This window comes from Lactococcus sp. AK05 (genome assembly GCF_041026685.1).
In the GTDB taxonomy this organism is placed as follows: Bacteria; Bacillota; Bacilli; order Lactobacillales; family Streptococcaceae; genus Lactococcus; species Lactococcus lactis.
In genome coordinates this window covers 403,117-422,753 of sequence record NZ_JBFTEI010000002.1, presented here as the reverse complement: position 1 = coordinate 422,753, position 19,637 = coordinate 403,117, and the positions used below count along the sequence as shown (strand labels likewise).

Genomic DNA, 19,637 nt, shown 5'->3' with positions numbered 1-19,637 from the left:
GATTAAATGGAGTAAATAATGGAAGTTTTTGAGGATGTCTCATCACCTGAACCGGAAGAGCATAAGTTAGTAGAATTAAAAAAATTTTCTCACAGAGAGATAATTATAAAAAGAGGGATTGATATTTTAGGGGGATTAGCGGGTTCAGGTTTATTTCTTATCGCGGCTGCATTGCTTTATGTCCCTTACAAAATGAGCTCGGAAAAAGATCAAGGGCCAATGTTCTATAAACAAAAACGCTATGGGAAAAATGGTAAAATTTTTTATATTTTGAAATTTAGAACAATGATTCTTAATGCTGAGCATTATCTAGAGGTCCATCCAGAAATTAAAGCTGCCTACCATGCCAATGGCAACAAATTAGAAAATGATCCACGGGTAACGAAGATTGGGTCATTTATCAGACGACACTCAATTGATGAGTTACCACAATTTATCAATGTTCTTAAAGGGGATATGGCATTGGTTGGCCCAAGACCAATTCTACTTTTTGAAGCGAAAGAATATGGGGAGCGCCTTCCTTATTTACTGATATGTAAACCTGGAATTACTGGTTATTGGACGACACATGGTCGAAGTAAAGTTCTTTTTCCTCAACGAGCAGATTTAGAACTCTATTATCTCCAGTACCATAGCACCAAAAATGATATCAAGCTTCTAGTACTCACAATTGTACAAAGTATTCACGGATCGGAGGCATATTAAAAAATGAAAATAGCATTAGTAGGTTCCAGCGGTGGCCATTTGACACACCTGTATTTGTTAAAAAAGTTTTGGGAAAACGAAGATAGATTTTGGGTCACATTTGATAAAACAGATGCAAAATCTATATTGAAAGAAGAAAGATTTTATCCTTGTTATTATCCCACAAATAGAAATGTAAAAAACACGATAAAAAATACCATTCTTGCATTTAAAATACTTAGAAAAGAAAAACCAGATTTGATTATTTCGAGTGGTGCTGCGGTAGCCGTTCCTTTTTTTTGGTTAGGTAAACTATTCGGTGCAAAGACAGTCTATATTGAAATATTTGACCGGATCGATAAACCAACCTTAACAGGAAAATTAGTTTATCCAGTTACTGATAAGTTTATAGTTCAATGGGAAGAGTTAAAAAAAGTTTACCCTAAAGCAATTAATTTAGGAGGAATTTTCTAATGATTTTTGTAACGGTTGGAACTCACGAACAACCATTTAATCGACTCATTCAAAAAATTGATGAACTTGTACGCGATGGTGAAATCGAAGACGATGTATTCATGCAAATTGGGTACTCAACTTATGAACCCAAATATACTAAATGGGAAAAGGTTATTGGATATGAGACTATGGAAAGATGTATGAATGAAGCGAGTACGATTATTACTCATGGCGGACCATCTACCTATATGCAAGTATTACAACTAGGTAAAATTCCGATAGTTGTTCCACGGCAAATGAAATTTGATGAGCATATAAATGATCATCAACTTTGGGTAAGTAAACAGGTTGTGAAAAAGGGATACTCATTGATTTTGTGCGAAGATGTTGAAGATATTCTCGAAAATATTATTAGTTCCAAAATTTCAGATACCTTACAAAAAACTGTAAATCACAATACTGAATTTATAAAATTATTCAGTGCTGAAATTTCCCAGCTATTTATAAAAAGTGAGAAGATATGATACCAAAAGTAATACACTATTGCTGGTTTGGAGGGCAACCTTTACCAGAATCTGTGCTAAAATGTATTGAAAGTTGGAGAAGGTTTTGTCCAGATTATGAAATAAAACAATGGTCTGAGGAAAACTATGATGTAAATAAAATTCAATATACAAAAGAAGCGTACAAAAAGAAACGTTATGCTTTTGTCACGGATGTTGCAAGGCTTGATATCATTTATAGTGAGGGGGGCATTTATCTTGACACTGATGTTGAACTGATAAAACCTTTGGATGATTTGCTTGTCAATCAAGCATATATGGGAATGGAAACAGCTGGTCGTGTAAATACCGGCCAAGGATTTGGAGCTATAAAAAACCACCAAATAGTTAAAGCAAATTTAGAGGTTTATGCTGAACTTGAGTTTGATGGTACGACTACTTGTGTGACTTACACAACTAATTTGTTAAAAAGATTTGGTTTACAAAAAAAAGATATTAACCAGGATTTACAAGGAATAACTATCCTTCCGACAGATTATTTATGTCCATTAAGTCTTGAAACTAGGAAATTAGTAATTACAGAAAATACATTTTCTATTCATCACTATGATGGTGGTTGGAAAAAAGGAAAAGATAAATTTTTATCTCTAAAAATTAAAATTCGACGCTGGATTGGTGATAACTTTTATGAGTCGATAAAAACGAAGTTGAAGGGATAGTAGTATTGAGTAACACAGGAATAAAAGTAACTAATAACCAAATACTAATAAGAAAAGTAACAGTTATATTTTTGCTTTTTTCAGGAATTTGGGTAGGAGCTGCAACAAGTTTTTTTGAGATTTCTTTAGTGTTTTCTGTATTAGCTGGTATTATAAGCTCAAATTTACTAGAAAATGAATTTGTTCCGTATTCAGTTATTTTAATACTGGTTTTTCAAAATTTATTGATAGGTACTGGGTCTCATTTAACAGGGAATCTGTCAGGTTTAACTTATCTCACTCAAGTTCCAATGGTTTTTGTTTGGACTATTAATCTCTGTTTGAAAAAGGTAGATAAATTATCTAAAGTTGATATTTCTTTTATAGTTCTTATGATATTTTCTTTGTCATCTTTGGCATTTGGACGAGGGCCAATTCAGGCAATTATTTCGAACTTAAGAGATTTATCGACATTTTATTTTACTTATCGTATAGGTAAAAGATTTATCAAAACTGAAGAAATATTTGCGAGGTTTATAAAGAAAATTCTTTATTTAGGAATATTTGTAGTTTTAATTGGTATTATCTTATACTTAGGAGGCTATCCTCTAAACAAATTTTTGGGAATAGATGAAATTTACTACGCTAAGGGGGTAACTACTTTACTTAATAATTTTGATGGCAGATTTGGATCAGATGTATTTGGAATTTCCGTAACACGTATGGGATCAATTTATTTTGAACCAATAAATTTGGGGTATTTAATATTTTCTATGCTGATTATATCCTTTATTTTCTTTAATACCCAAAAATTAAAATATATAAATTTATATAGACTGATTTTATTGATAGGTGGAATGTTAACTTTTGGGAAAGGTGCTATGCTTCTAGCTATAGGGGTGATGGTTGCAGGTATCGGACATAAATTATTTTTAAAATTCTTTCCAAGAAGTAATGAAATGAATGTTTTTAGAAATCTTTTTATATTGTTAACTATTATTATGTTTATTGGTGGAAATTATTATTTCAAAACTTTTGGAGGAGCTGTAGGGAATCACTTTTATGCAATCCAAGGTACATTGGATAGTATAAGTCATCGACCAATTGGTTTTGGATTAGGTGTGGGAGGAAACGCCTCAGCAGTATTTACAGGGGGAGAACTTGATTTTACTACTGGATCAGAAACAGCCTTATTATCATTTGTATACCAAATAGGTGTACAAGGTGCTATTGCTTTAATATGTGTATTCTACTTTATGAGTAAAGAAGTGTTGGAAAAAGTACAGAAGAATTCACAATTCAAAAATAGATTTTTATTTTATGTTCCAATGATATTGATTTTTGTTAGTATATATCAAGCTAATACATATACCCCACAATGTATAACGTTGTTAATGATTACTTTGGGAGGATTTGTAGGAATGAGAGACAGTAGAAGGAAAAAATATAATGGTTAAATTTTCTATAATTATTCCAGTATATAACTTAGAAGATTATTTATATCGCTGTTTAGAATCTGTTCTCAATCAAGATTATAATGATTTTGAGATTATACTTATTAATGATGGTTCAGATGATAATTCACTTAATATTATCGAAGAATTTAAAAATCAATATTCTAGTAAAATAAAAGTAATTTCTCAAGTGAATCAAGGAGTATCATCAGCAAGAAATAAGGGACTTCAAGAAGCTGAAGGGGAGTATATAATTTTTATAGATGGGGATGACTACATTGATAGTAATCATTTAAGTAATATTCTTGGATATATAGGAAAATCAAAAAATTCCTTTATTCTAAATAGTCTATTTGTAGAGACCGGGGAAACTACTTGGGTTATTCCCAAAGCAAGTAAGAATTATGATTGTAGTTTTTATGGAACTCTTATGAATATTTTAGATAATCATAGATATCAAGGCTTTTTGTTTAATAAAATATTTAGTAATTCAGTAATAAAAAGTAATGAATTGAAGTTTAAAGAAAATTTATATTATGCGGAAGATACGGAGTTTGTTATTCGATACCTTTTGGAGTTGCAAAAGAGAGAATCGGATTTAGTTGCTAATATAATTAATTCTCCAACATATCATTATGTTCAAATAAAAAGTAGTGCTACTCACCAATTTAATATCAGACAATTTTCTCTAGTAAATTCTATGGAGGAAATTCAATGTAATCTAGAAAAAATGAAATCAATAAATAAAGAAGTTTTGTATGTAGTACAATCAAATTTAATTCAGTCAGTATTGAAAATGATAAGATTATCTAGAATAAATGGTGTAGAATGAACATTTGGAAGATTCATTAGATAAAATCGTAACAAATTCATGGGATAATATTGAAACTATCTGGAAATCTCAAAGAAAGATTTACTCTAAGGTATTTTTAACACTAAGAATTATTCAGGAAAAAGTTAAGGGTAAGAAAATCAAATAGATAGCAACTATTATGAAGTAAGTTGCTATCTTGTAGTTTGGAGAATAAAAATGAAAATAGGAATTGTTACTTGTGGAGATTATTGGAATTACGGAAATCGACTCCAGAATTTTGCTTTAAAATATATTATAGAAACGCACCATTCTAGAGAAGTTATTTCAATTATTGGGGAACAACAAACTAGAGGAAGAAAAAAACTATCAGGGATACAGGGATTACTTCGACTTTTCAGTATTAATAAAAGGCAAAGGTTAATGGCGAAGGCGAAAAGAGGAATAAAATTTCTAGAGTTCTCAAACATTTATTTGAATGAGCAACACTTTTCCGATGAAGTAGAAGAAATCATTGTGGGGTCTGATCAAGTTTGGAATCCTACATGGTTATCAGATAAAGAATTTGAATATTTTTTATTGAATCCGTATGTTGGAATAAAAAAAATCTCTTACGCAGCAAGTATTGGGGTTAAAACGTTAGATAAAAAACATCAACAATTTATGAAAAAATAACTTTCTAAGTTTGAACATATTTTAGGTTTGTAATTTTATTTCCAGTATTGATAGTAATAATGGATCAGAAAGAGGCTAATAAAGTAATAGAAAAGGTGGCATAGTGAGTATTAATAAAACAGAGATTGAGGAATACAAAGTATCCGTTATAGTTCCTGTTTACAATGTAGAGGAGTATATAAGAGAGTGCATCAAATCTATTCAAGCTCAAACTTATTCTAATATTGAAATTATTGTTATTAATGATGGAACAAAAGATAAATCAATTGAAATTATAAAAGATCTTATTAAAATGGACTCTAGAATACGGGTTATTTCACAACCAAATCAAGGACTGTCCGCAGCTCGAAATACGGGGATTGAAAATGCGACTGGTAAGTATGTGGCTATGATTGATTCTGACGACAAAATAAAACCTAACTTTATTGAACATCTTTATACACAAGCAGTTAAATTTGATGCTAATATTGTACGAGGGTCATTTAGAGACTTTGATGGAAATATTCCAGATGGTTGGATTTCCGACTTTACAACAGACCAAAAATTAGGATTAAATGTATTAAACGAATTTTTAGATAATAACACATCATTTGTTGTATGGTCAAGCTTATATAATATCGATTTCTTAAACACACATAATTTACGATTCATTCCGGGTATTTTACTCGAAGATGGTGACTTTACAACCCGAGCATATTTAAAAGCTGAAAAAGTTGTTACAACAGATTACATGGACTATCAATATAGAATCCGCCCTGGAAGCATTTTAACATCAAATAATGCAAAACGTATGTCAGAATCTGAAGAAATTGTAATTAGGGAATTTTTGAAAAAACTTTCAATCACAAAAAGTTCTAGAATTCGTAATGTTTTACAAAAAGCTATTTATTCATTTATGCGAGATTGGACTCGGATATTAACAAAGAATCATATAAAACTAAATAAAAATGTAACTTGTTTTGACGAAGCATTACAATCTACAAAATCTATCAGAGCGGCTAGACCGTTTAAAGAGCGGCTTAAATTTAATACAAAAGTTGCAATTATTAAAATTAAAAACCTTAAAAAATAAAAAAATTACATATTTAAAAAGAAAGCTATAACACATATTAAACCCATTTTTTAGATTTGTTGCGTTGTTACCAATATTACATTTTTTGTTGGTATTGAGAATAAAAGAGTACAGAGTAATTGAACAAAAGTTCCAATATAGAAATAGAAAAAAATTTGTAGATATGGATCATTAAGTAGTGTGATATATGAAATTCATGAAGTTTCCTGACTCAGGCATATATATCATAATTCTTATGTGTCTTAAAAAATATACTGAAATAAAGTTAAGAAAGTGAAGAATTATATGGAAATTAAGTTAATTATTTATTCAAGGGAACAGCACAATGCACAAATTGTTACAGGTTTTAAATTACTAGAGCAAAGAGGTGATATTAGTCCATTAACTATTATAAAGAGATATAGTTTATCAGATAAAATGCCAAATGAACACATCATAGAATGTATACTTAATGAAAAAATAAAGATTGTTTATGATAATCATGACGGATTTTATTTTAGTAATTATAGAAGAAAGAGACAAATATAATAAATATATAGAAAGTGTAGATTACTATTTTCAAAGAAGCTATAATCAAGAAGAAAACTTGGGCCTAAATGAGCCTTATAAAATATTTCCGTTAGGATTGAATTATTTTGTAACTTGCCATGGAAATCCATTAACAAAGATTGATTTTAAATCAAAAAACTTGCATGATTTTTTGGCATCGATTCAAAGATACAGTTATGCTAAACAAATTTATCCTGAAAAGTTTGAAGAGAGAGCTTTAGCTTCAAGTGAACATCCCAAAATCTTGTTCTTAACTAGAACTTGGGAAAACTTGCCTAAAGAAATTAACGAATTTAGAGCCTCATGCATTCGCTTGTTAAAAAAAATTAGGTAAACATGTTATTGCAGGATTCAAACCTACAGCATATGCAAAAGTCAATTTCGAAGATTGACTTGTTCCAAATATACTTACAAGAAGGAAAAATTATCTTCAATTGGTCAAAGAATCTGATATTTGCATAACAACAACAGGACTTCATAGATCAATTGGGTGGAAATTTGCTGAATATGTAGCAGCAAGTAAACCTATAGTGACTGAAAAAATGAATTACTCACCGGGGGCTGAATTAAAAGCAAATACAAACTTCCTTGAATTTGATACGAGTGAAGGGTTAATTAATCAAGTTATGAAGTTAATTAATAATAAAAAGCTGCTTAATGATATGAAAAGTTCAAATGAATCCTACTATCATGAGTTTCTTAGGCCCGATATAATGATTTTTAATTCATTAAAAAAGTGTTAGAAACTCTTAAAAATTAAAGAACTAATAAAATAAATGATTCCAAGTGATTTTTTATATAAGATTACGAAATAACTATTATAATATCAAGTATTTTTGAAGTTTAATTTGGATACAAATTTTAATTATTTATACCTGAATTTCTAGTTAAAATCTCGAAATAAGCAAAAGAAAACAGATTTTGCTATTCTCATCTTAAACCTACTAAAGAATGAGAGCAGAGCCAGAATATATACAAAACCTGTCTAACGTTGATTTTAACACACTTCCAAAGTTTTTGTATATTTGTTACATACATACGAATCACTTTATCAGACACACGTCTCTAATTCTATCAGGAACCACATAAATACTGCCTTGATGATTCAAGCTGACATGGTTTTGATAGCTTGTTATCTCTGGGGGCTTCATTTATGTGAAACCATTAGAGCGAAGCACCAACTTGCGTGTAGTCTGTTTTCTGATTTCCCTGAGTATTCTCGTTTTGTTCGCCGTTGTAATTACTTTTACCTTGTGTTCAACTGATGAGACAAGCTTTTGCCTTTCATGAAGTTCAAGGGGTTGAAGTTGTCTATCATTGACAGACTCCCATTTCAATACGCCAACCGATTCGTAATCTCATAAGTCATGTGCTTTCTGACTATGCTAATATTGAATATAATGCCACAAAAGGCCAGTATTTCTAAGGTTGTAAGTGTTATGCACTAGTTTCAGAAGGTGGTTATCTCTTGAATTACGTCATCAGTGAAGTAAGCAAATCAGACGGTGACTGAGTGAATGCTTGAAAGCATATCAATTACGACGGCGCTTGGAGATAAAGGTTACCTCGGTTTAGCATTGCATGATAGATTAGCACTTCAAGGGGTTCAGCTCATTACACCAGTACGTAAGAACACGAAGCAAAAGCGAAGTCCTTTTCCGAACTTTTCAAAACGAAGAAAAGTCATTAAATGTATCTTTTCATTTTTAGCAAATCTTGGGATTGAGCGGTCTAAAAGTCGCTGAATTCATTGTTTTTAACTGAGAATAGAGTTGATTATCTTGGCTTATTCATTACTTTTGAAGCACGATAAGTCAGTTAAGCCAATGACTTTCGGATATTCTATTGGATTCAAGGCAATGGAGGCAATTAACTAGCAATTCGGGTTATAATTAGTTTTTTCTCATTTAAAATATAAAAAGTATATATTTTTAAAACTAGATTTTAAAAACAAACGATAAATCACAAGTAAAACAAAAAATATTAAGATAACAAAATTTGGATGCATTAGTAGGAGAAGTTACGTATTTTTATAATAGAAAGTAATAACATAAACGGATCTAATTGATTTTATTAGTATTCAAAAAGTGTGACATATATTAAAAAAATTTGAAATTATTAATATTTTAAGATTCCAAAAAAATTGGGCGCTTAATATATATTATTTTCTCATCTATAATTAGATGTAAAAAATATGAATAGTAAACTTATTATAATAAATATTAGTAGAGGTGGTAGAATATGAAGAGAAAGTTAAGTATACTTATTGCAGTCCCTAAATCGTTTTTAATATCTTGGAAACTTTTTGGAATGAAAAAAGCAATGCATCTTCCATTCATAGTGGCAATTGGTTTTTCCATTAAAGCAAGGAAAGGTCAGGTGATAATTAGCTCAAATAATAGAATTTTGTTAGGATTTGAAACATGGAAGGCGCCAAGTAAAAATTGTGAGAGCAGTGTTCAAATCGATGATGGGGTAATCATATTTAAAGGGGGGGCAAAATTTAGTAGTGGTTCCTGTATTAAGGTTGACTCTGGAGGAGAGTTGGTCATTGGTGATAACTTCGAATCATCTCGTAATGTATTTATTTATGTGAGTAAAAGTATAGTTTTTGGTGATAACGTATTGGTTGGTTATAATACTTCAATCAGAGATGATGATGGACATGGAATTATGACAGATTGGATTAATAGGAAAAGAATACCTGTAATTATAGGAAATAATTGTTGGATTGGTTCTCAATGTCATTTGTTGAAAGGAGTCGTACTTATGGAAGGAAATGTGGTAGCGACTGGCAGTATTGTAACATCGTCGATCAACTCACAGATTAATAGTATAATCGGTGGAGTTCCCGCAAGAATTATCAAAAATAATGTACGTTGGAGCAAGTAATTGAAAATATTAAAAAATTTATTGATGAATAGTAGTTATCAATTACTTTTGGTAATAATCCCGATGATTACTACCCCTTATATATCTCGTGTTTTGGGCGTTGACGGAGTGGGCTTAAATACACTTACTGCCACAATTGTGCAATATTTTACTATAATAGCTGTTCTTGGAACGAGTATTTATGGGGCAAGAGAAATAGCTTACCATCAGAACCAAAAGAGAGAAAGAAGTAACGCATTTTGGGGAATCACTTTTATTAGTTTTATAATGACATTATTCTCTATAATATGTTTCCTAGTCTTTATTCTATATTATAAAAAATATGAATTAGTTTTCTTATGGCAAGGGATTGCTATTTTATCAGTTTTTTTTGATATTTCTTGGTATTTTAGAGGAATTGAAAATTTTAAAATTATTATATCTTGGAATGGTTTAGTGAAAGTAATTACTTTAATACTAATATTTATTTTTGTACGAAATCATAATGACCTGGTTGCTTATATTATTATTTTATCATTGGGAACACTATTTAGTAATATGATTTTATGGTTTTATTTAAAAAGTGAATTATATAAGCCAGAATTACGAAATTTAAACATAAAAAAACATTTTTATGGATCATTTGCTCTATTTATTCCAACAATAGCAGTCCAAGTATATACAGTAGTTAATAAGAATATGATTGGAGTGATGGATTCTATTAATAGTTTAGGACTGTTCAATCAATCAAATATAATAATCCAAACTGCATTAGCTGTTGTTAGTACTTTAAATGTTGTAATGCTACCAAGAACTTCTCTATTATTTTCAAAAGGGGATCTGGTAGGAGTTCGTAGAAATATTATAAAAACATTTAATATAGCAATTAGTATAGCAGTACCTGTAGCATTTGGGCTAGCAGCAATATCATTAAAGTTCGCTCCTTTCTTTTTAGGAATACAGTTTAGAATGGTTGGTTTAATAATGTTAGTTGAGTCTCCTATAATTATTTTTATAACAGGGTCTAATATTGTAGGAGGACAGTATTTAGTAGCAACAAATAAAACTTATATATTCAGCATATCTGCTATAATTGGGGCAGTTAGTAATGTGGCTATGAACTTAGCATTCATTCCAACTTTGGGTGTTATTGGTGCTACAGTGGCTCTGGTATTGTCTGAATTATTTGTAATTTCATATCAACTTTATAGTATAAGGAAGGAAATACCAGTACCAGATCTTTTTCATGGTATATGGAAGTATATAGTAGCTGGTAGTATTATGTTCGTTGTTGTTCTTAGTCTAAACTTTTTATTAGAAATGAATATTCAATTATTACTATTACAAGTATTTATGGGGATATTATCCTATGTATTATTGAATAAATTATTTAATACTTATCTATGGGTAGAAGGAGTTGTTTTTTGGAAAAAATTTATAGCAAAAAATTAACTCAGATTTCTAATTATTTAACTTTTTAATTTATGTTCTTTACTATAGCTAGTTTAATAAAAAAATTTGCTAAAAATTTGGAGCAAGGTATTATAAAAATTTTAATTAAAATTTTTATATTTAAAAAACTAAAGAATACTAAAAGTAAACCTTATACGAGAGATTTATTTGGTCGTGACTAAACAACAATTCTGGAGGAAAAATTGGAACGAAAAAAAAAGTGTAAAAAGAGTAAAAAGAGCATCGGGGTGATAATTATACCTATCTTAATTTTTATTACCCTTATAGGAGCAGGGGCTTATGCCTTAAGATATTCACTTATTCCTACTGAACATACGAAAACAAATAGTTCGGATCAACCGACCAAAACTTCGGTTTCTAACGGTTACGTGGAGCAAAAAGGTGAAGAAGCTGCTGTGGGTAGTATAGCACTTGTAGATGACGCTGGAGTACCAGAATGGGTTAAAGTTCCCTCAAAGGTAAATTTAGATAAATTTACTGATTTATCTACGAATAATATCACTATTTATCGAATTAACAATCCGGAAGTCTTAAAAACAGTTACCGATCGTACGGATCAACGGATGAAAATGTCAGAAGTTATAGCTAAGTATCCTAATACTTTGATTATGAATGCTTCCGCTTTTGATATGCAGACAGGACAAGTAGCTGGATTTCAAATTAATAATGGAAAGTTGATTCAAGACTGGAGCCCAGGTACAACGACTCAATATGCTTTTGTCATTAACAAAGATGGTTCGTGCAAAATTTATGATTCAAGTACACCTGCTTCAACTATTATTAAAAACGGAGGGCAACAAGCCTATGATTTTGGTACTGCAATTATCCGTGATGGTAAAATTCAACCAAGTGATGGCTCAGTAGATTGGAAGATCCATATTTTTATTGCGAATGATAAAGATAATAATCTCTATGCTATTTTGAGTGATACAAATGCAGGTTATGATAATATAATGAAATCAGTGTCAAATTTGATGCTCCAAAATATGTTATTACTTGATAGTGGTGGTTCAAGTCAACTATCTGTCAATGGTAAAACGATTGTTGCTAGTCAAGATGATCGAGCCGTACCGGATTATATTGTGATGAAATAAAAATAAAAGAACCTCTTGGTTCTTTTATTTTAGAGATTTATCAAAAAGGGTTTTGACTGAGTCTAATTCTGTTTGAGAAACGACCTTAGCTCCATTTTCATCTGTTGTATGTAGATTGAGCTTGCTGGTATTCTTTAGAGCCTTATTGTAGCTCATAACGATCGTTTTAGCATCATTGAAACTTATATTGGTTTTAACAGTGTTTGAAAAAGCATAGAGAATTTCTCGATAGTAATTGAAACTTTCAAGTTTTTTCATATGAGCAATTTTTTGAATATTTCCGTAGAGTTCCATTGAGACATTTTGAATCCGAGTGATTGAAGCATCCAAATCAGTATCGTCAATTTGTGTCATATAGGCTTGGACTTGATCAGCAGTTTGTAAATTAACAGTTCCTTGTTTAAACTCATAACCTTCAGCATTGAATGCCTTTGGATTTTGCATGCTGATTCCACCAGTGGCCTGTACAAGTGATCCCATTTTATTGACATCGATCTGAATTACTTTGTTAATGGACACATTCAATAGGTCTTTAACCATCTGGAAAATTCCATCATCTCCATTCGTATTGTAAACTTCAGTGATTGTTTTTTGATTAGGCATTGTCGCAAAAACTGGGAAGTTCATGAAAGTAGTTTGATTTGTCTTTACATTCGTTGAAGCTAAAACAGTAGCATAAGCTGTATTTTTAGAATTATTTTTACCAGTTGCAATGATAAGTGTGGTGAATGTTTTAGACTTTTTTAAGTCGATACTTGTTGTTTTAGGGAAATTTTCATATGATGTTGAAAATGTTGATTCAACATTTCTATAAGCGGCGTAGGCTATAGAAGCAACAGCGATAATTACTAATACAAAAATAATTGAAATAACTTTTAGTAGTGTGTGTTTTTTCTTACGATAATGACGCCTCTTTTTTTGATTCATGGTATCTCCATATATATATTATATAATATACCTTAAATTATACCATATTTAATAACAAATTTAAATGTAAGAATAGTGATGTTACCTTAAAGCTTAGAGGTGTATTGTATAATTTAGACAAAGGACAAAATCATGCAAAAGAATTTAAAGAAACCTTTATCGACTTCTACCATTCTGGGCAATCCATCACTCAGCTTTCTAAAAAATACAACGTGACTCATTCAACGATTTATAAATCGATTGACCTCTAATGTCCAATGAAGAATCACTCTCAAAAGCTGATGCTCTAGAATTTAAAATATGATATCTCAAATTCAATCAATTTTTATAGTATCTGTTATTTTAAATACAAAATAAAAGTAGATAGAGTTAATTCTATCAACTTTTATAAGCATTTATTTACGCTGGACTCTTTCTTTTCTCCATTTTATATTTTCAAAAAAGGTTGCCAAAAAGGTTGCCATAAGATTTATTTTTAGTGAAATGTATTGAAAGTAAAAATCTTATAAAATCACTAAAAATCAAGGTTTTACAAGTCTATTGACGTGTAATGAAACCTTATTTAACCTCTTTAAAGATTACGTGTTTACGCAATTTTTTAGAGTATTTTTTAAGTTCCAATTTGTCTGGAGTGTTGCGTTTGTTCTTTTGAGTAAGGTACAGACGTTCACCAGATTCTTTGTGTTCAAGTGTAATATTTACGCGCATGATAGTCCCTTTCTATAACTTTTGTCGAATTATTTAGTGTCGCGAACTTTGCGGCCTTTGTAGTAGCCTTTAAGTGAAACGCGATGTGAGTGACGGTAGTCACCAGTAGTTTCGTCAAAAGTAACAGTTGGAGCTGTCAATTTGTAATGTGTACGACGACGGTTTTTCTTTGCTGATGAAGTGTGACGTGCAGGTACTGCCATTGTTTTTTTCCTCCGTAGAATTTTATCTCGTTCTTGCAGAGTGCAAAAACGTACTTTATTAGTATAGCATAAATTTTCAGAAATGCAAGTTTTGTAAAGTAAAATTACTTGACAAATTTTTGCAAACCTTTCTGTCAGTAAAATTTGAGTAAGCAAAAGTACTGACAAATATCTTTGACAACTAAAATGATAGGGCCTTTAGCGCAAATTTGATAAAATAGAAGTAACTTAACAGATAACTTAAAAATTTAAGCTCAGCTTCGAAAGAATCAAAGCGGCGTAAGGAGAAGACAATCAGGTCGTAAAAACTCCTCACAAAGCAGGGCAATGTTCTAGGACAATTAAATTTTTAAGGAGAAATGAATGAAGAACTGGAAAAAACTGATTCTTGTTTTTGTCATTGCAGGCGTGGCATTGATTGCTTACTTTGGCTTTAATCAACCTTTTTTAGCACGCTTGATTGTTACAATTGCTGGGGGAGTCTTGGCTTTCTCAATGCTGATTGAAATGATTAAAACTTTACGGTCTGGCTCTTATGGTGTTGACTTATTGGCCATCACGGCCATTATTGCTACTTTACTAGTGGGCGAATATTGGGCCTCTTTGATTATTATTCTCATGCTTGTTGGAGGTGAGAGTTTAGAAGACTATGCAAATGGTCGAGCTCACCGAGCTTTAGCTGCTTTATTAGATAAGTCGCCTGATATTGCTCATGTGCAAAAAGGGGATAAGGTGGTCGATTTGCCGATAGACCATGTGGAAGTCGGGAGCCATTTATTGATTAGACCGATGGAAATTATTCCAATTGACGGGAAACTTATTTCTGAGGCAGTGGTACTTGATACGGCGTCATTGACGGGTGAAACCAAGCCGAATGAATTAGTAAAAGGTGATCCTGTTCTTTCGGGTGCTATCAATGGGAATTCCAGTATCCAGATTGAAACTACGGTGATAGCGGCAGAATCACAGTTTCAAAAGATTGTAGAACTGGTTAAAGAAACGGAGAAAACTCCAGCTCAATTTGTACGTCTGGCTGATCGTTATGCTGTTCCTTTTACAATTATTGCCTATCTTATTGCAGCAGTTGCTTACTTTATTTCTGGTGACCCAGTACGAATTGCGGAAGTCCTAGTGGTTGCCAGCCCTTGTCCATTGATTTTGGCAGCCCCTATCGCGTTTGTTTCGGGAATGAGTCGCTCTAGTCAAAATGGAGCTTTAATCAAAAATGGAACAGTCATCGAAAAATTAGCAAAAGCTCGGGAAATATTTTTAGATAAAACAGGTACAATTACTGAGGGGACAATTAAGGTTGACAGCCTAAAACCAATAGAAACGGTAGATGAAGTAGAACTTTTACAGTTGGTTTACACAGTTGAAAAATCAAGTGGTCATATTTTAGCAAAAGCTGTTGTTGAATATGCTGAAAATAAAAAGGTTCAACCATTAAAATTGACCTCTTTAACTGAGGTTGCTGGACTTGGTGTGATTGGAGAAATCGAAGGTCAAGAAATTAAAATTGGCCGAAGTTCGTTTGCTTTTGCACCTGAAAATCTCAACTATGAAACAGCATTTTATGTGAGTAAAGCAGGTAAATATATTGGGGCGGTCACATTCTCTGATACTTTAAGACCAGAAGCTAAAGAAACAATTGCTCAGATGAGAAAAATTGGTCTTGAAAAGATTACGATGTTGACGGGTGACAATCAACTTGTTGCTGATAAAATTGCGAGCACTGTTGGAATTGACAATGTTTATGCAGGTTTGATGCCAGATGAAAAATTAAAATTTATTAAAAATGCGACGAATAGCCCAGTAATTATGGTTGGCGATGGAGTTAATGATGCTCCAGCTCTAGCCACAGCAGATGTTGGAATTTCGATTGGTGTGGGCTCAGGTACAGTTGCAAGTGAAGCGGCCGATATTGTTCTATTGCAAAATGACCTTAGGAAAGTGACGACATCTATTGAAATCAGTCGTGATACGTTAAAAATTGCTAAACAGGCGGTCATGATTGGGATTATCATTTGTATTATTTTGATGTTTATTGCAGCTCTGGGAGTGATTCCAGCTGTGATTGGAGCTTTGTTCCAAGAGATCATTGATGTTGTTTCAATTCTCTATGCGCTTCGGGCTTTAAGAGGATAAAGAAAAAATTTACTGACAGAGGACTTTTAAGCATTCCGTCAGTAAATTTTTTTTATTTTTTTAGTAATTTTATTAGATGTTCCAGTTCATCAAGATTATCAAAGTGAATGGATAAATTCCCTTGATATTTTTTATTTGCTTGAATCTTGACCCTATTTCCCAATTTTTTCATCAGTTCTTTTTCAGTTTCGTCAGTAAAAAGATTGATATTTAATTTACTGACAGATTTGTCAGTAACTTTTTCTTCGCCATAAATAATAGCTTCAAGTGCTCTGACATTGAGCTGCTCTTTAATTATTTTATCAACGAGCTCTAATTGTTTTTTAGGATTTTTTTCAGCTAAAAGTGTTCTAGCGTGAGCAGGTGAAATCTCTCGATTTTCAACATGCTTCAAAATTGTGTCAGGCAAACCAAGCAAACGAATAAGATTAGAGACATAAGACCTTGATTTTCCAAGGGCCTTAGCAATTTGATCGTGGGTCATTCCCAATTTGTCAGCAAGTTGTGCCAAACTTTTGGACTCTTCTAGTGGATTGAGATTTTCTCTCTGCAAATTTTCTAAAATTGAGAGAGTCATCATTTCTTCATCAGAATAGCTTCTAATAATTGCTGGTATAGTTTCTAAACCAGCTAATTTTGAAGCTTGAAACCGACGTTCACCTGCTAAAAGCTCATAGCCAACAAGTTTTGATTTACGAACGATTATGGGTTGTAAAACGCCATTTTCTTGGATAGAATTAGCCAATTCTTTTAATTTATCCTCATCAAAAACAAGACGAGGCTGGTAAGGGTTTTTTACAATTGTTGACAACTTAAGTTGAGTGATTTGTTCTACCATATTTTTCAATTTCTGTCAGTAAATTTTATTGTGCTCTATTTACTGACAGATTTGTCAGCTCCTCTTTTTTTGTTCATCAATCCATTCTTTACGACTGTGGAGTGCTTTTTCATATCTTCCCATATCATCAGGACGGAAATAATCAGCATTTTTAATTTTATCAGGTAAGTACTGTTGGTTTACCCAGTGATTAGGAAAATTATGAGCATATTGGTATTCTACAGACCTTCCTAAATCTTTTGCCCCAGCGTAATGGCCATCCTGTAAGTGTGGTGGTACAGCAAGATTTCCATATTTCCCTAAATCAGCAATGGCTTCATCCATCGCCAAATAAGCCGCATTTGATTTAGGGGATAAAGCCAAGTCAATAATGATATTGGCAAGGGGGATTCGTGCCTCAGGAAAACCGAGTTTTTCGGCTGCTGATAATGCTGTAACTGTATGAAGTGCGGCATCAGGATTTGCTAAACCAATGTCTTCATAAGCCATAACGGTTAAGCGCCGGGCTAGACTCTGCAAATCTCCGCCCTCAATTAAACGAGCCGCATAGTGTAAACTTGCGTTGACATCAGAACCACGAATTGACTTTTGTAAAGCAGAAAGCAAGTCATAATGAGCATCGCCATCTTTATCAAAAGTTGCAGCTTTTCTTTGTAAAGAATTTTCCATATCATCTAAAGTGACATGGTGTTCTTCTGAGGAAAGAACGGCTAATTCTAAGGCATTAAAAGTAGAACGTAAATCCCCATTAGTTGAATGAATTAAAAAGTAAAGTGCATCACCGTCAATGGTCACATCAAAATCAAATCCACGTTCTCTATCTTGTAAACTTAGGTTTACAGCAAATTCTAAATCTTCGGGTTCTAAAGGTTTTAATTCAAAAATCTGTACACGAGAACGAATCGCTGGAACAACTGAAAAATAAGGGTTTTCGGTTGTTGCTCCAATTAAAATAATTTGTCCATTTTCTAAAAGTGGTAAAAGAAAATCTTGTTTAGGTTTGTCTAGGCGATGAATTTCATCAAGTAATAAAACAAGTTGGCCAGAAAATTCGGCTTCTGAGGCAATTTCTTGAAGTCTTTTTTTAGTGTCTGTCGTTGCATTAAATGTCCGAAATGCGACATTCATTGTTCCAGCAATTGCTGAAGCAATTGAAGTTTTACCAATGCCAGGAGGTCCGTAGAGAATCATACTTGAAAGAAGTTGAGTTTCGACCATTCGGCGAATGATTTTTCCTTTACCAACTAAATGTTTTTGTCCAACAATTTCATCAATATTTCGTGGTCTCATTCGTCTTGCAAGATTTTGTGCCATATTCATCTCCAATCCATAGGTTTACAACAAATGTAAATCTGGTTTACATAAGGCTTTTGTCTAGATAGAAGGCGAGAATGCAATCATCAATATATTCACCATCAATGAAAAATTCTTTTTTCAAACGTCCTTCTTCAACAAAGCCTAATTTATTATAAAGTTTCAAGGCTGCTGGATTTGAACCCATCACTTGAATTGTAATTTTTTTGAATCCTTCTTTTTTTGCAAAATCAATAAAGAAGTTTATTAGTGTAGTAGCCACGCCCTTACCTCTGGCTTCTTGTGCTGTCATAATGCCAAAGGTGACAGTATGTCTTCCAAATTCAGATTTGTGGCGGGGGGCGTAATCAAGTATTCCAAGAATTTCATCATTTTCTACTGCCAGAAAATAAGTGGTTCCAGTCATAATTTTACCGATAATTTTTTCTGCTGAGGAATCCATGACATGTGGAGTTGAAGCTAAGGTCCAATTTTCATTCTCCAATTGAGCAACTTTGACAAAGTCACGTGGTTCTATTTTTCTAATTTCCATTAAATCTTTCTCCAAATTCTAAAAAAATATCTATTTACACATTCTAAACGTAAAAAAAGCTATTAAATGAACTGTTTTATTAAGTCTTGCGACTTTTCTAGAGCAAATTTTTGTTATAATTATTTTAACATAATATAAAGAGGGTGTGAACAATGGCTAAATTTGGATTTTTAGATGTTTTGGAAGAAGTTTTAGAAAAAGGATTTACTTATGATTTTGAAATGAATTGGGATAAGCGTAATTTTGCGGTAGAAGTCAGCTTTTTACTAGAGGCAGAAAATAGTTCTGGAGCGCTTTTGACTGATGCAGAAGGAGTAGAATCAGCAGAAAATATCGTCTATGAGGATGCAGTTTTATTTTATAATCCCGCTAAATCACGTTTTGATGAAAATGATTATTTGGCAACAATTCCTTATGGTGAAAAAGGCTTATCTCGTGAATTTTTGGCTTATTTTGCTCAATTTTTACAAGAAAGTGCCGATCAAGGCTTGGATGATTTAATGGACTTTCTAGCTGATGAAGCTGCCGAAGAATTTTCAGTCAATTGGGATAAAGAAGCTTTTGAAAGTGGCATTGCTGATTTATCTGAAACAGAATTTTATAAGTATCCAAGATATTAAGAAATTTAGA

The 19,637-nt window shown here is 32.1% G+C and carries 22 protein-coding genes and 2 pseudogenes; 18 read left to right on the top strand and 6 right to left on the bottom strand.

The window, feature by feature from the left end; all coding sequences use genetic code 11:
• The first annotated feature begins 18 nt into the window (after positions 1-18).
• The 15 genes and pseudogenes from AB6B24_RS06650 (at position 19) to AB6B24_RS06580 (ending at position 12,340) form a co-directional block, all read left to right on the top strand.
• Positions 19-705, top strand: coding sequence for a sugar transferase (locus AB6B24_RS06650; protein ID WP_369164352.1), 687 nt, complete (start codon positions 19-21; stop codon positions 703-705).
• Positions 706-708: 3 nt separating this feature from the next.
• Entirely contained in the window at positions 709-1,158 is a 450-nt protein-coding gene (locus tag AB6B24_RS06645) for a UDP-N-acetylglucosamine--LPS N-acetylglucosamine transferase (protein WP_014608337.1), read from the top strand.
• Positions 1,158-1,664 (top strand): glycosyltransferase, encoded by a 507-nt coding sequence (locus AB6B24_RS06640; RefSeq protein WP_057719842.1) that lies wholly within the window; start codon positions 1,158-1,160, stop codon positions 1,662-1,664. The genes AB6B24_RS06645 and AB6B24_RS06640 overlap by 1 nt, the downstream gene beginning before the upstream one ends.
• Positions 1,661-2,362 carry a glycosyltransferase family 32 protein gene (locus AB6B24_RS06635; protein WP_369164351.1) on the top strand — a complete coding sequence of 234 codons (702 nt, stop codon included), beginning with the start codon at positions 1,661-1,663 and terminating at the stop codon, positions 2,360-2,362. Before AB6B24_RS06640 ends, AB6B24_RS06635 begins: the two co-directional genes overlap by 4 nt.
• Positions 2,363-2,367: 5 nt before the next feature.
• The gene (locus AB6B24_RS06630; protein ID WP_369164350.1) at positions 2,368-3,798 is read left to right on the top strand and encodes a hypothetical protein; all 1,431 of its coding nucleotides are present in this window, start codon (positions 2,368-2,370) and stop codon (positions 3,796-3,798) included.
• A complete protein-coding gene (locus AB6B24_RS06625) occupies positions 3,791-4,627 on the top strand; it encodes a glycosyltransferase family 2 protein (protein WP_369164348.1) in 837 nt (278 codons plus the stop codon). The genes AB6B24_RS06630 and AB6B24_RS06625 overlap by 8 nt, the downstream gene beginning before the upstream one ends.
• 198 nt (positions 4,628-4,825) lie before the next feature.
• Complete coding sequence (locus tag AB6B24_RS06620; protein ID WP_369164347.1) at positions 4,826-5,281, top strand: hypothetical protein; 456 nt, start codon at positions 4,826-4,828, stop codon at positions 5,279-5,281.
• 103 nt (positions 5,282-5,384) lie between these two features.
• The gene (locus AB6B24_RS06615; protein WP_369164346.1) at positions 5,385-6,353 is read left to right on the top strand and encodes a glycosyltransferase family 2 protein; all 969 of its coding nucleotides are present in this window, start codon (positions 5,385-5,387) and stop codon (positions 6,351-6,353) included.
• A gap of 285 nt (positions 6,354-6,638) precedes the next feature.
• Positions 6,639-6,881 (top strand): hypothetical protein, encoded by a 243-nt coding sequence (locus tag AB6B24_RS06610; protein ID WP_369164345.1) that lies wholly within the window; start codon positions 6,639-6,641, stop codon positions 6,879-6,881.
• A complete protein-coding gene (locus AB6B24_RS06605) occupies positions 6,835-7,236 on the top strand; it encodes a hypothetical protein (protein ID WP_369164344.1) in 402 nt (133 codons plus the stop codon). Before AB6B24_RS06610 ends, AB6B24_RS06605 begins: the two co-directional genes overlap by 47 nt.
• Positions 7,237-7,336: 100 nt before the next feature.
• The gene (locus tag AB6B24_RS06600; protein WP_369164343.1) at positions 7,337-7,645 is read left to right on the top strand and encodes a hypothetical protein; all 309 of its coding nucleotides are present in this window, start codon (positions 7,337-7,339) and stop codon (positions 7,643-7,645) included.
• A gap of 357 nt (positions 7,646-8,002) precedes the next feature.
• Positions 8,003-8,779, top strand: a pseudogene (locus tag AB6B24_RS06595) (IS982 family transposase).
• Positions 8,780-9,143: 364 nt separating this feature from the next.
• Positions 9,144-9,794 (top strand): hypothetical protein, encoded by a 651-nt coding sequence (locus tag AB6B24_RS06590; protein WP_369164342.1) that lies wholly within the window; start codon positions 9,144-9,146, stop codon positions 9,792-9,794.
• Positions 9,795-11,225 carry an oligosaccharide flippase family protein gene (locus tag AB6B24_RS06585; protein WP_369164341.1) on the top strand — a complete coding sequence of 477 codons (1,431 nt, stop codon included), beginning with the start codon at positions 9,795-9,797 and terminating at the stop codon, positions 11,223-11,225.
• A 203-nt stretch (positions 11,226-11,428) separates the two neighbouring features.
• On the top strand, positions 11,429-12,340 hold the full coding sequence (locus tag AB6B24_RS06580) for a phosphodiester glycosidase family protein (protein ID WP_369164340.1): 912 nt from the start codon (positions 11,429-11,431) through the stop codon (positions 12,338-12,340).
• 24 nt (positions 12,341-12,364) lie between these two features.
• On the opposite strand, the gene AB6B24_RS06575 is transcribed toward AB6B24_RS06580, so the two are convergent.
• The gene (locus AB6B24_RS06575) at positions 12,365-13,267 is read right to left on the bottom strand and encodes an LCP family protein (RefSeq protein WP_369164339.1); all 903 of its coding nucleotides are present in this window, start codon (positions 13,265-13,267) and stop codon (positions 12,365-12,367) included.
• Between the two features lie 104 nt (positions 13,268-13,371).
• On the opposite strand from AB6B24_RS06575, the pseudogene AB6B24_RS06570 reads away from it, so the two are divergent.
• Positions 13,372-13,565 (top strand): annotated as a pseudogene (locus AB6B24_RS06570) (hypothetical protein); the annotation flags it as partial.
• Positions 13,566-13,825: 260 nt separating this feature from the next.
• Here AB6B24_RS06570 and rpmG read toward each other — a convergent pair.
• Positions 13,826-13,975, bottom strand: a complete 150-nt coding sequence (rpmG, locus tag AB6B24_RS06565) for a 50S ribosomal protein L33 (RefSeq protein WP_003132258.1) — start codon at positions 13,973-13,975, stop codon at positions 13,826-13,828.
• Between the two features lie 29 nt (positions 13,976-14,004).
• On the bottom strand, positions 14,005-14,178 hold the full coding sequence (rpmF, locus tag AB6B24_RS06560) for a 50S ribosomal protein L32 (RefSeq protein ID WP_010905107.1): 174 nt from the start codon (positions 14,176-14,178) through the stop codon (positions 14,005-14,007).
• Positions 14,179-14,541: 363 nt separating this feature from the next.
• On the opposite strand from rpmF, the gene AB6B24_RS06555 reads away from it, so the two are divergent.
• Positions 14,542-16,323, top strand: a complete 1,782-nt coding sequence (locus AB6B24_RS06555) for a heavy metal translocating P-type ATPase (protein ID WP_311805500.1) — start codon at positions 14,542-14,544, stop codon at positions 16,321-16,323.
• Between the two features lie 52 nt (positions 16,324-16,375).
• Here the strand turns inward: AB6B24_RS06555 and AB6B24_RS06550 are convergent, their stop codons facing one another.
• Genes AB6B24_RS06550 through AB6B24_RS06540 form a run of 3 tightly spaced genes read right to left on the bottom strand, consistent with a single transcriptional unit; the run spans position 16,376 to position 19,007 of the window.
• Positions 16,376-17,161, bottom strand: a complete 786-nt coding sequence (locus tag AB6B24_RS06550) for a ParB/RepB/Spo0J family partition protein (RefSeq protein WP_021722894.1) — start codon at positions 17,159-17,161, stop codon at positions 16,376-16,378.
• A 54-nt stretch (positions 17,162-17,215) separates the two neighbouring features.
• Positions 17,216-18,475: a replication-associated recombination protein A gene (locus AB6B24_RS06545; RefSeq protein ID WP_195935918.1), complete on the bottom strand. Its 1,260-nt coding sequence runs from the start codon at positions 18,473-18,475 to the stop codon at positions 17,216-17,218.
• A gap of 43 nt (positions 18,476-18,518) precedes the next feature.
• Positions 18,519-19,007, bottom strand: coding sequence for a GNAT family N-acetyltransferase (locus AB6B24_RS06540; protein WP_047206163.1), 489 nt, complete (start codon positions 19,005-19,007; stop codon positions 18,519-18,521).
• 152 nt (positions 19,008-19,159) lie between these two features.
• Between AB6B24_RS06540 and AB6B24_RS06535 the strand changes: the two genes are divergently transcribed.
• The gene (locus AB6B24_RS06535) at positions 19,160-19,627 is read left to right on the top strand and encodes a DUF3013 family protein (protein ID WP_029344682.1); all 468 of its coding nucleotides are present in this window, start codon (positions 19,160-19,162) and stop codon (positions 19,625-19,627) included.
• The last annotated feature ends 10 nt before the right edge of the window (positions 19,628-19,637 follow it).

What these genes read in the sequence shown, in the direction of transcription:
- AB6B24_RS06650 (WP_369164352.1), top strand. Translation starts at nt 19, where the DNA reads ATGGAAGTTTTTGAGGATGTCTCATCACCTGAACCGGAAGAGCATAAG.
- AB6B24_RS06645 (WP_014608337.1), top strand. Translation starts at nt 709, where the DNA reads ATGAAAATAGCATTAGTAGGTTCCAGCGGTGGCCATTTGACACACCTG.
- AB6B24_RS06640 (WP_057719842.1), top strand. Translation starts at nt 1,158, where the DNA reads ATGATTTTTGTAACGGTTGGAACTCACGAACAACCATTTAATCGACTC.
- AB6B24_RS06635 (WP_369164351.1), top strand. Translation starts at nt 1,661, where the DNA reads ATGATACCAAAAGTAATACACTATTGCTGGTTTGGAGGGCAACCTTTA.
- AB6B24_RS06625 (WP_369164348.1), top strand. Translation starts at nt 3,791, where the DNA reads ATGGTTAAATTTTCTATAATTATTCCAGTATATAACTTAGAAGATTAT.
- AB6B24_RS06620 (WP_369164347.1), top strand. Translation starts at nt 4,826, where the DNA reads ATGAAAATAGGAATTGTTACTTGTGGAGATTATTGGAATTACGGAAAT.
- AB6B24_RS06610 (WP_369164345.1), top strand. Translation starts at nt 6,639, where the DNA reads ATGGAAATTAAGTTAATTATTTATTCAAGGGAACAGCACAATGCACAA.
- AB6B24_RS06605 (WP_369164344.1), top strand. Translation starts at nt 6,835, where the DNA reads ATGACGGATTTTATTTTAGTAATTATAGAAGAAAGAGACAAATATAAT.
- AB6B24_RS06590 (WP_369164342.1), top strand. Translation starts at nt 9,144, where the DNA reads ATGAAGAGAAAGTTAAGTATACTTATTGCAGTCCCTAAATCGTTTTTA.
- AB6B24_RS06575 (WP_369164339.1), bottom strand. Translation starts at nt 13,267, where the DNA reads ATGAATCAAAAAAAGAGGCGTCATTATCGTAAGAAAAAACACACACTA.
- rpmG (WP_003132258.1), bottom strand. Translation starts at nt 13,975, where the DNA reads ATGCGCGTAAATATTACACTTGAACACAAAGAATCTGGTGAACGTCTG.
- rpmF (WP_010905107.1), bottom strand. Translation starts at nt 14,178, where the DNA reads ATGGCAGTACCTGCACGTCACACTTCATCAGCAAAGAAAAACCGTCGT.
- AB6B24_RS06555 (WP_311805500.1), top strand. Translation starts at nt 14,542, where the DNA reads ATGAAGAACTGGAAAAAACTGATTCTTGTTTTTGTCATTGCAGGCGTG.
- AB6B24_RS06550 (WP_021722894.1), bottom strand. Translation starts at nt 17,161, where the DNA reads ATGGTAGAACAAATCACTCAACTTAAGTTGTCAACAATTGTAAAAAAC.
- AB6B24_RS06545 (WP_195935918.1), bottom strand. Translation starts at nt 18,475, where the DNA reads ATGGCACAAAATCTTGCAAGACGAATGAGACCACGAAATATTGATGAA.
- AB6B24_RS06540 (WP_047206163.1), bottom strand. Translation starts at nt 19,007, where the DNA reads ATGGAAATTAGAAAAATAGAACCACGTGACTTTGTCAAAGTTGCTCAA.
- AB6B24_RS06535 (WP_029344682.1), top strand. Translation starts at nt 19,160, where the DNA reads ATGGCTAAATTTGGATTTTTAGATGTTTTGGAAGAAGTTTTAGAAAAA.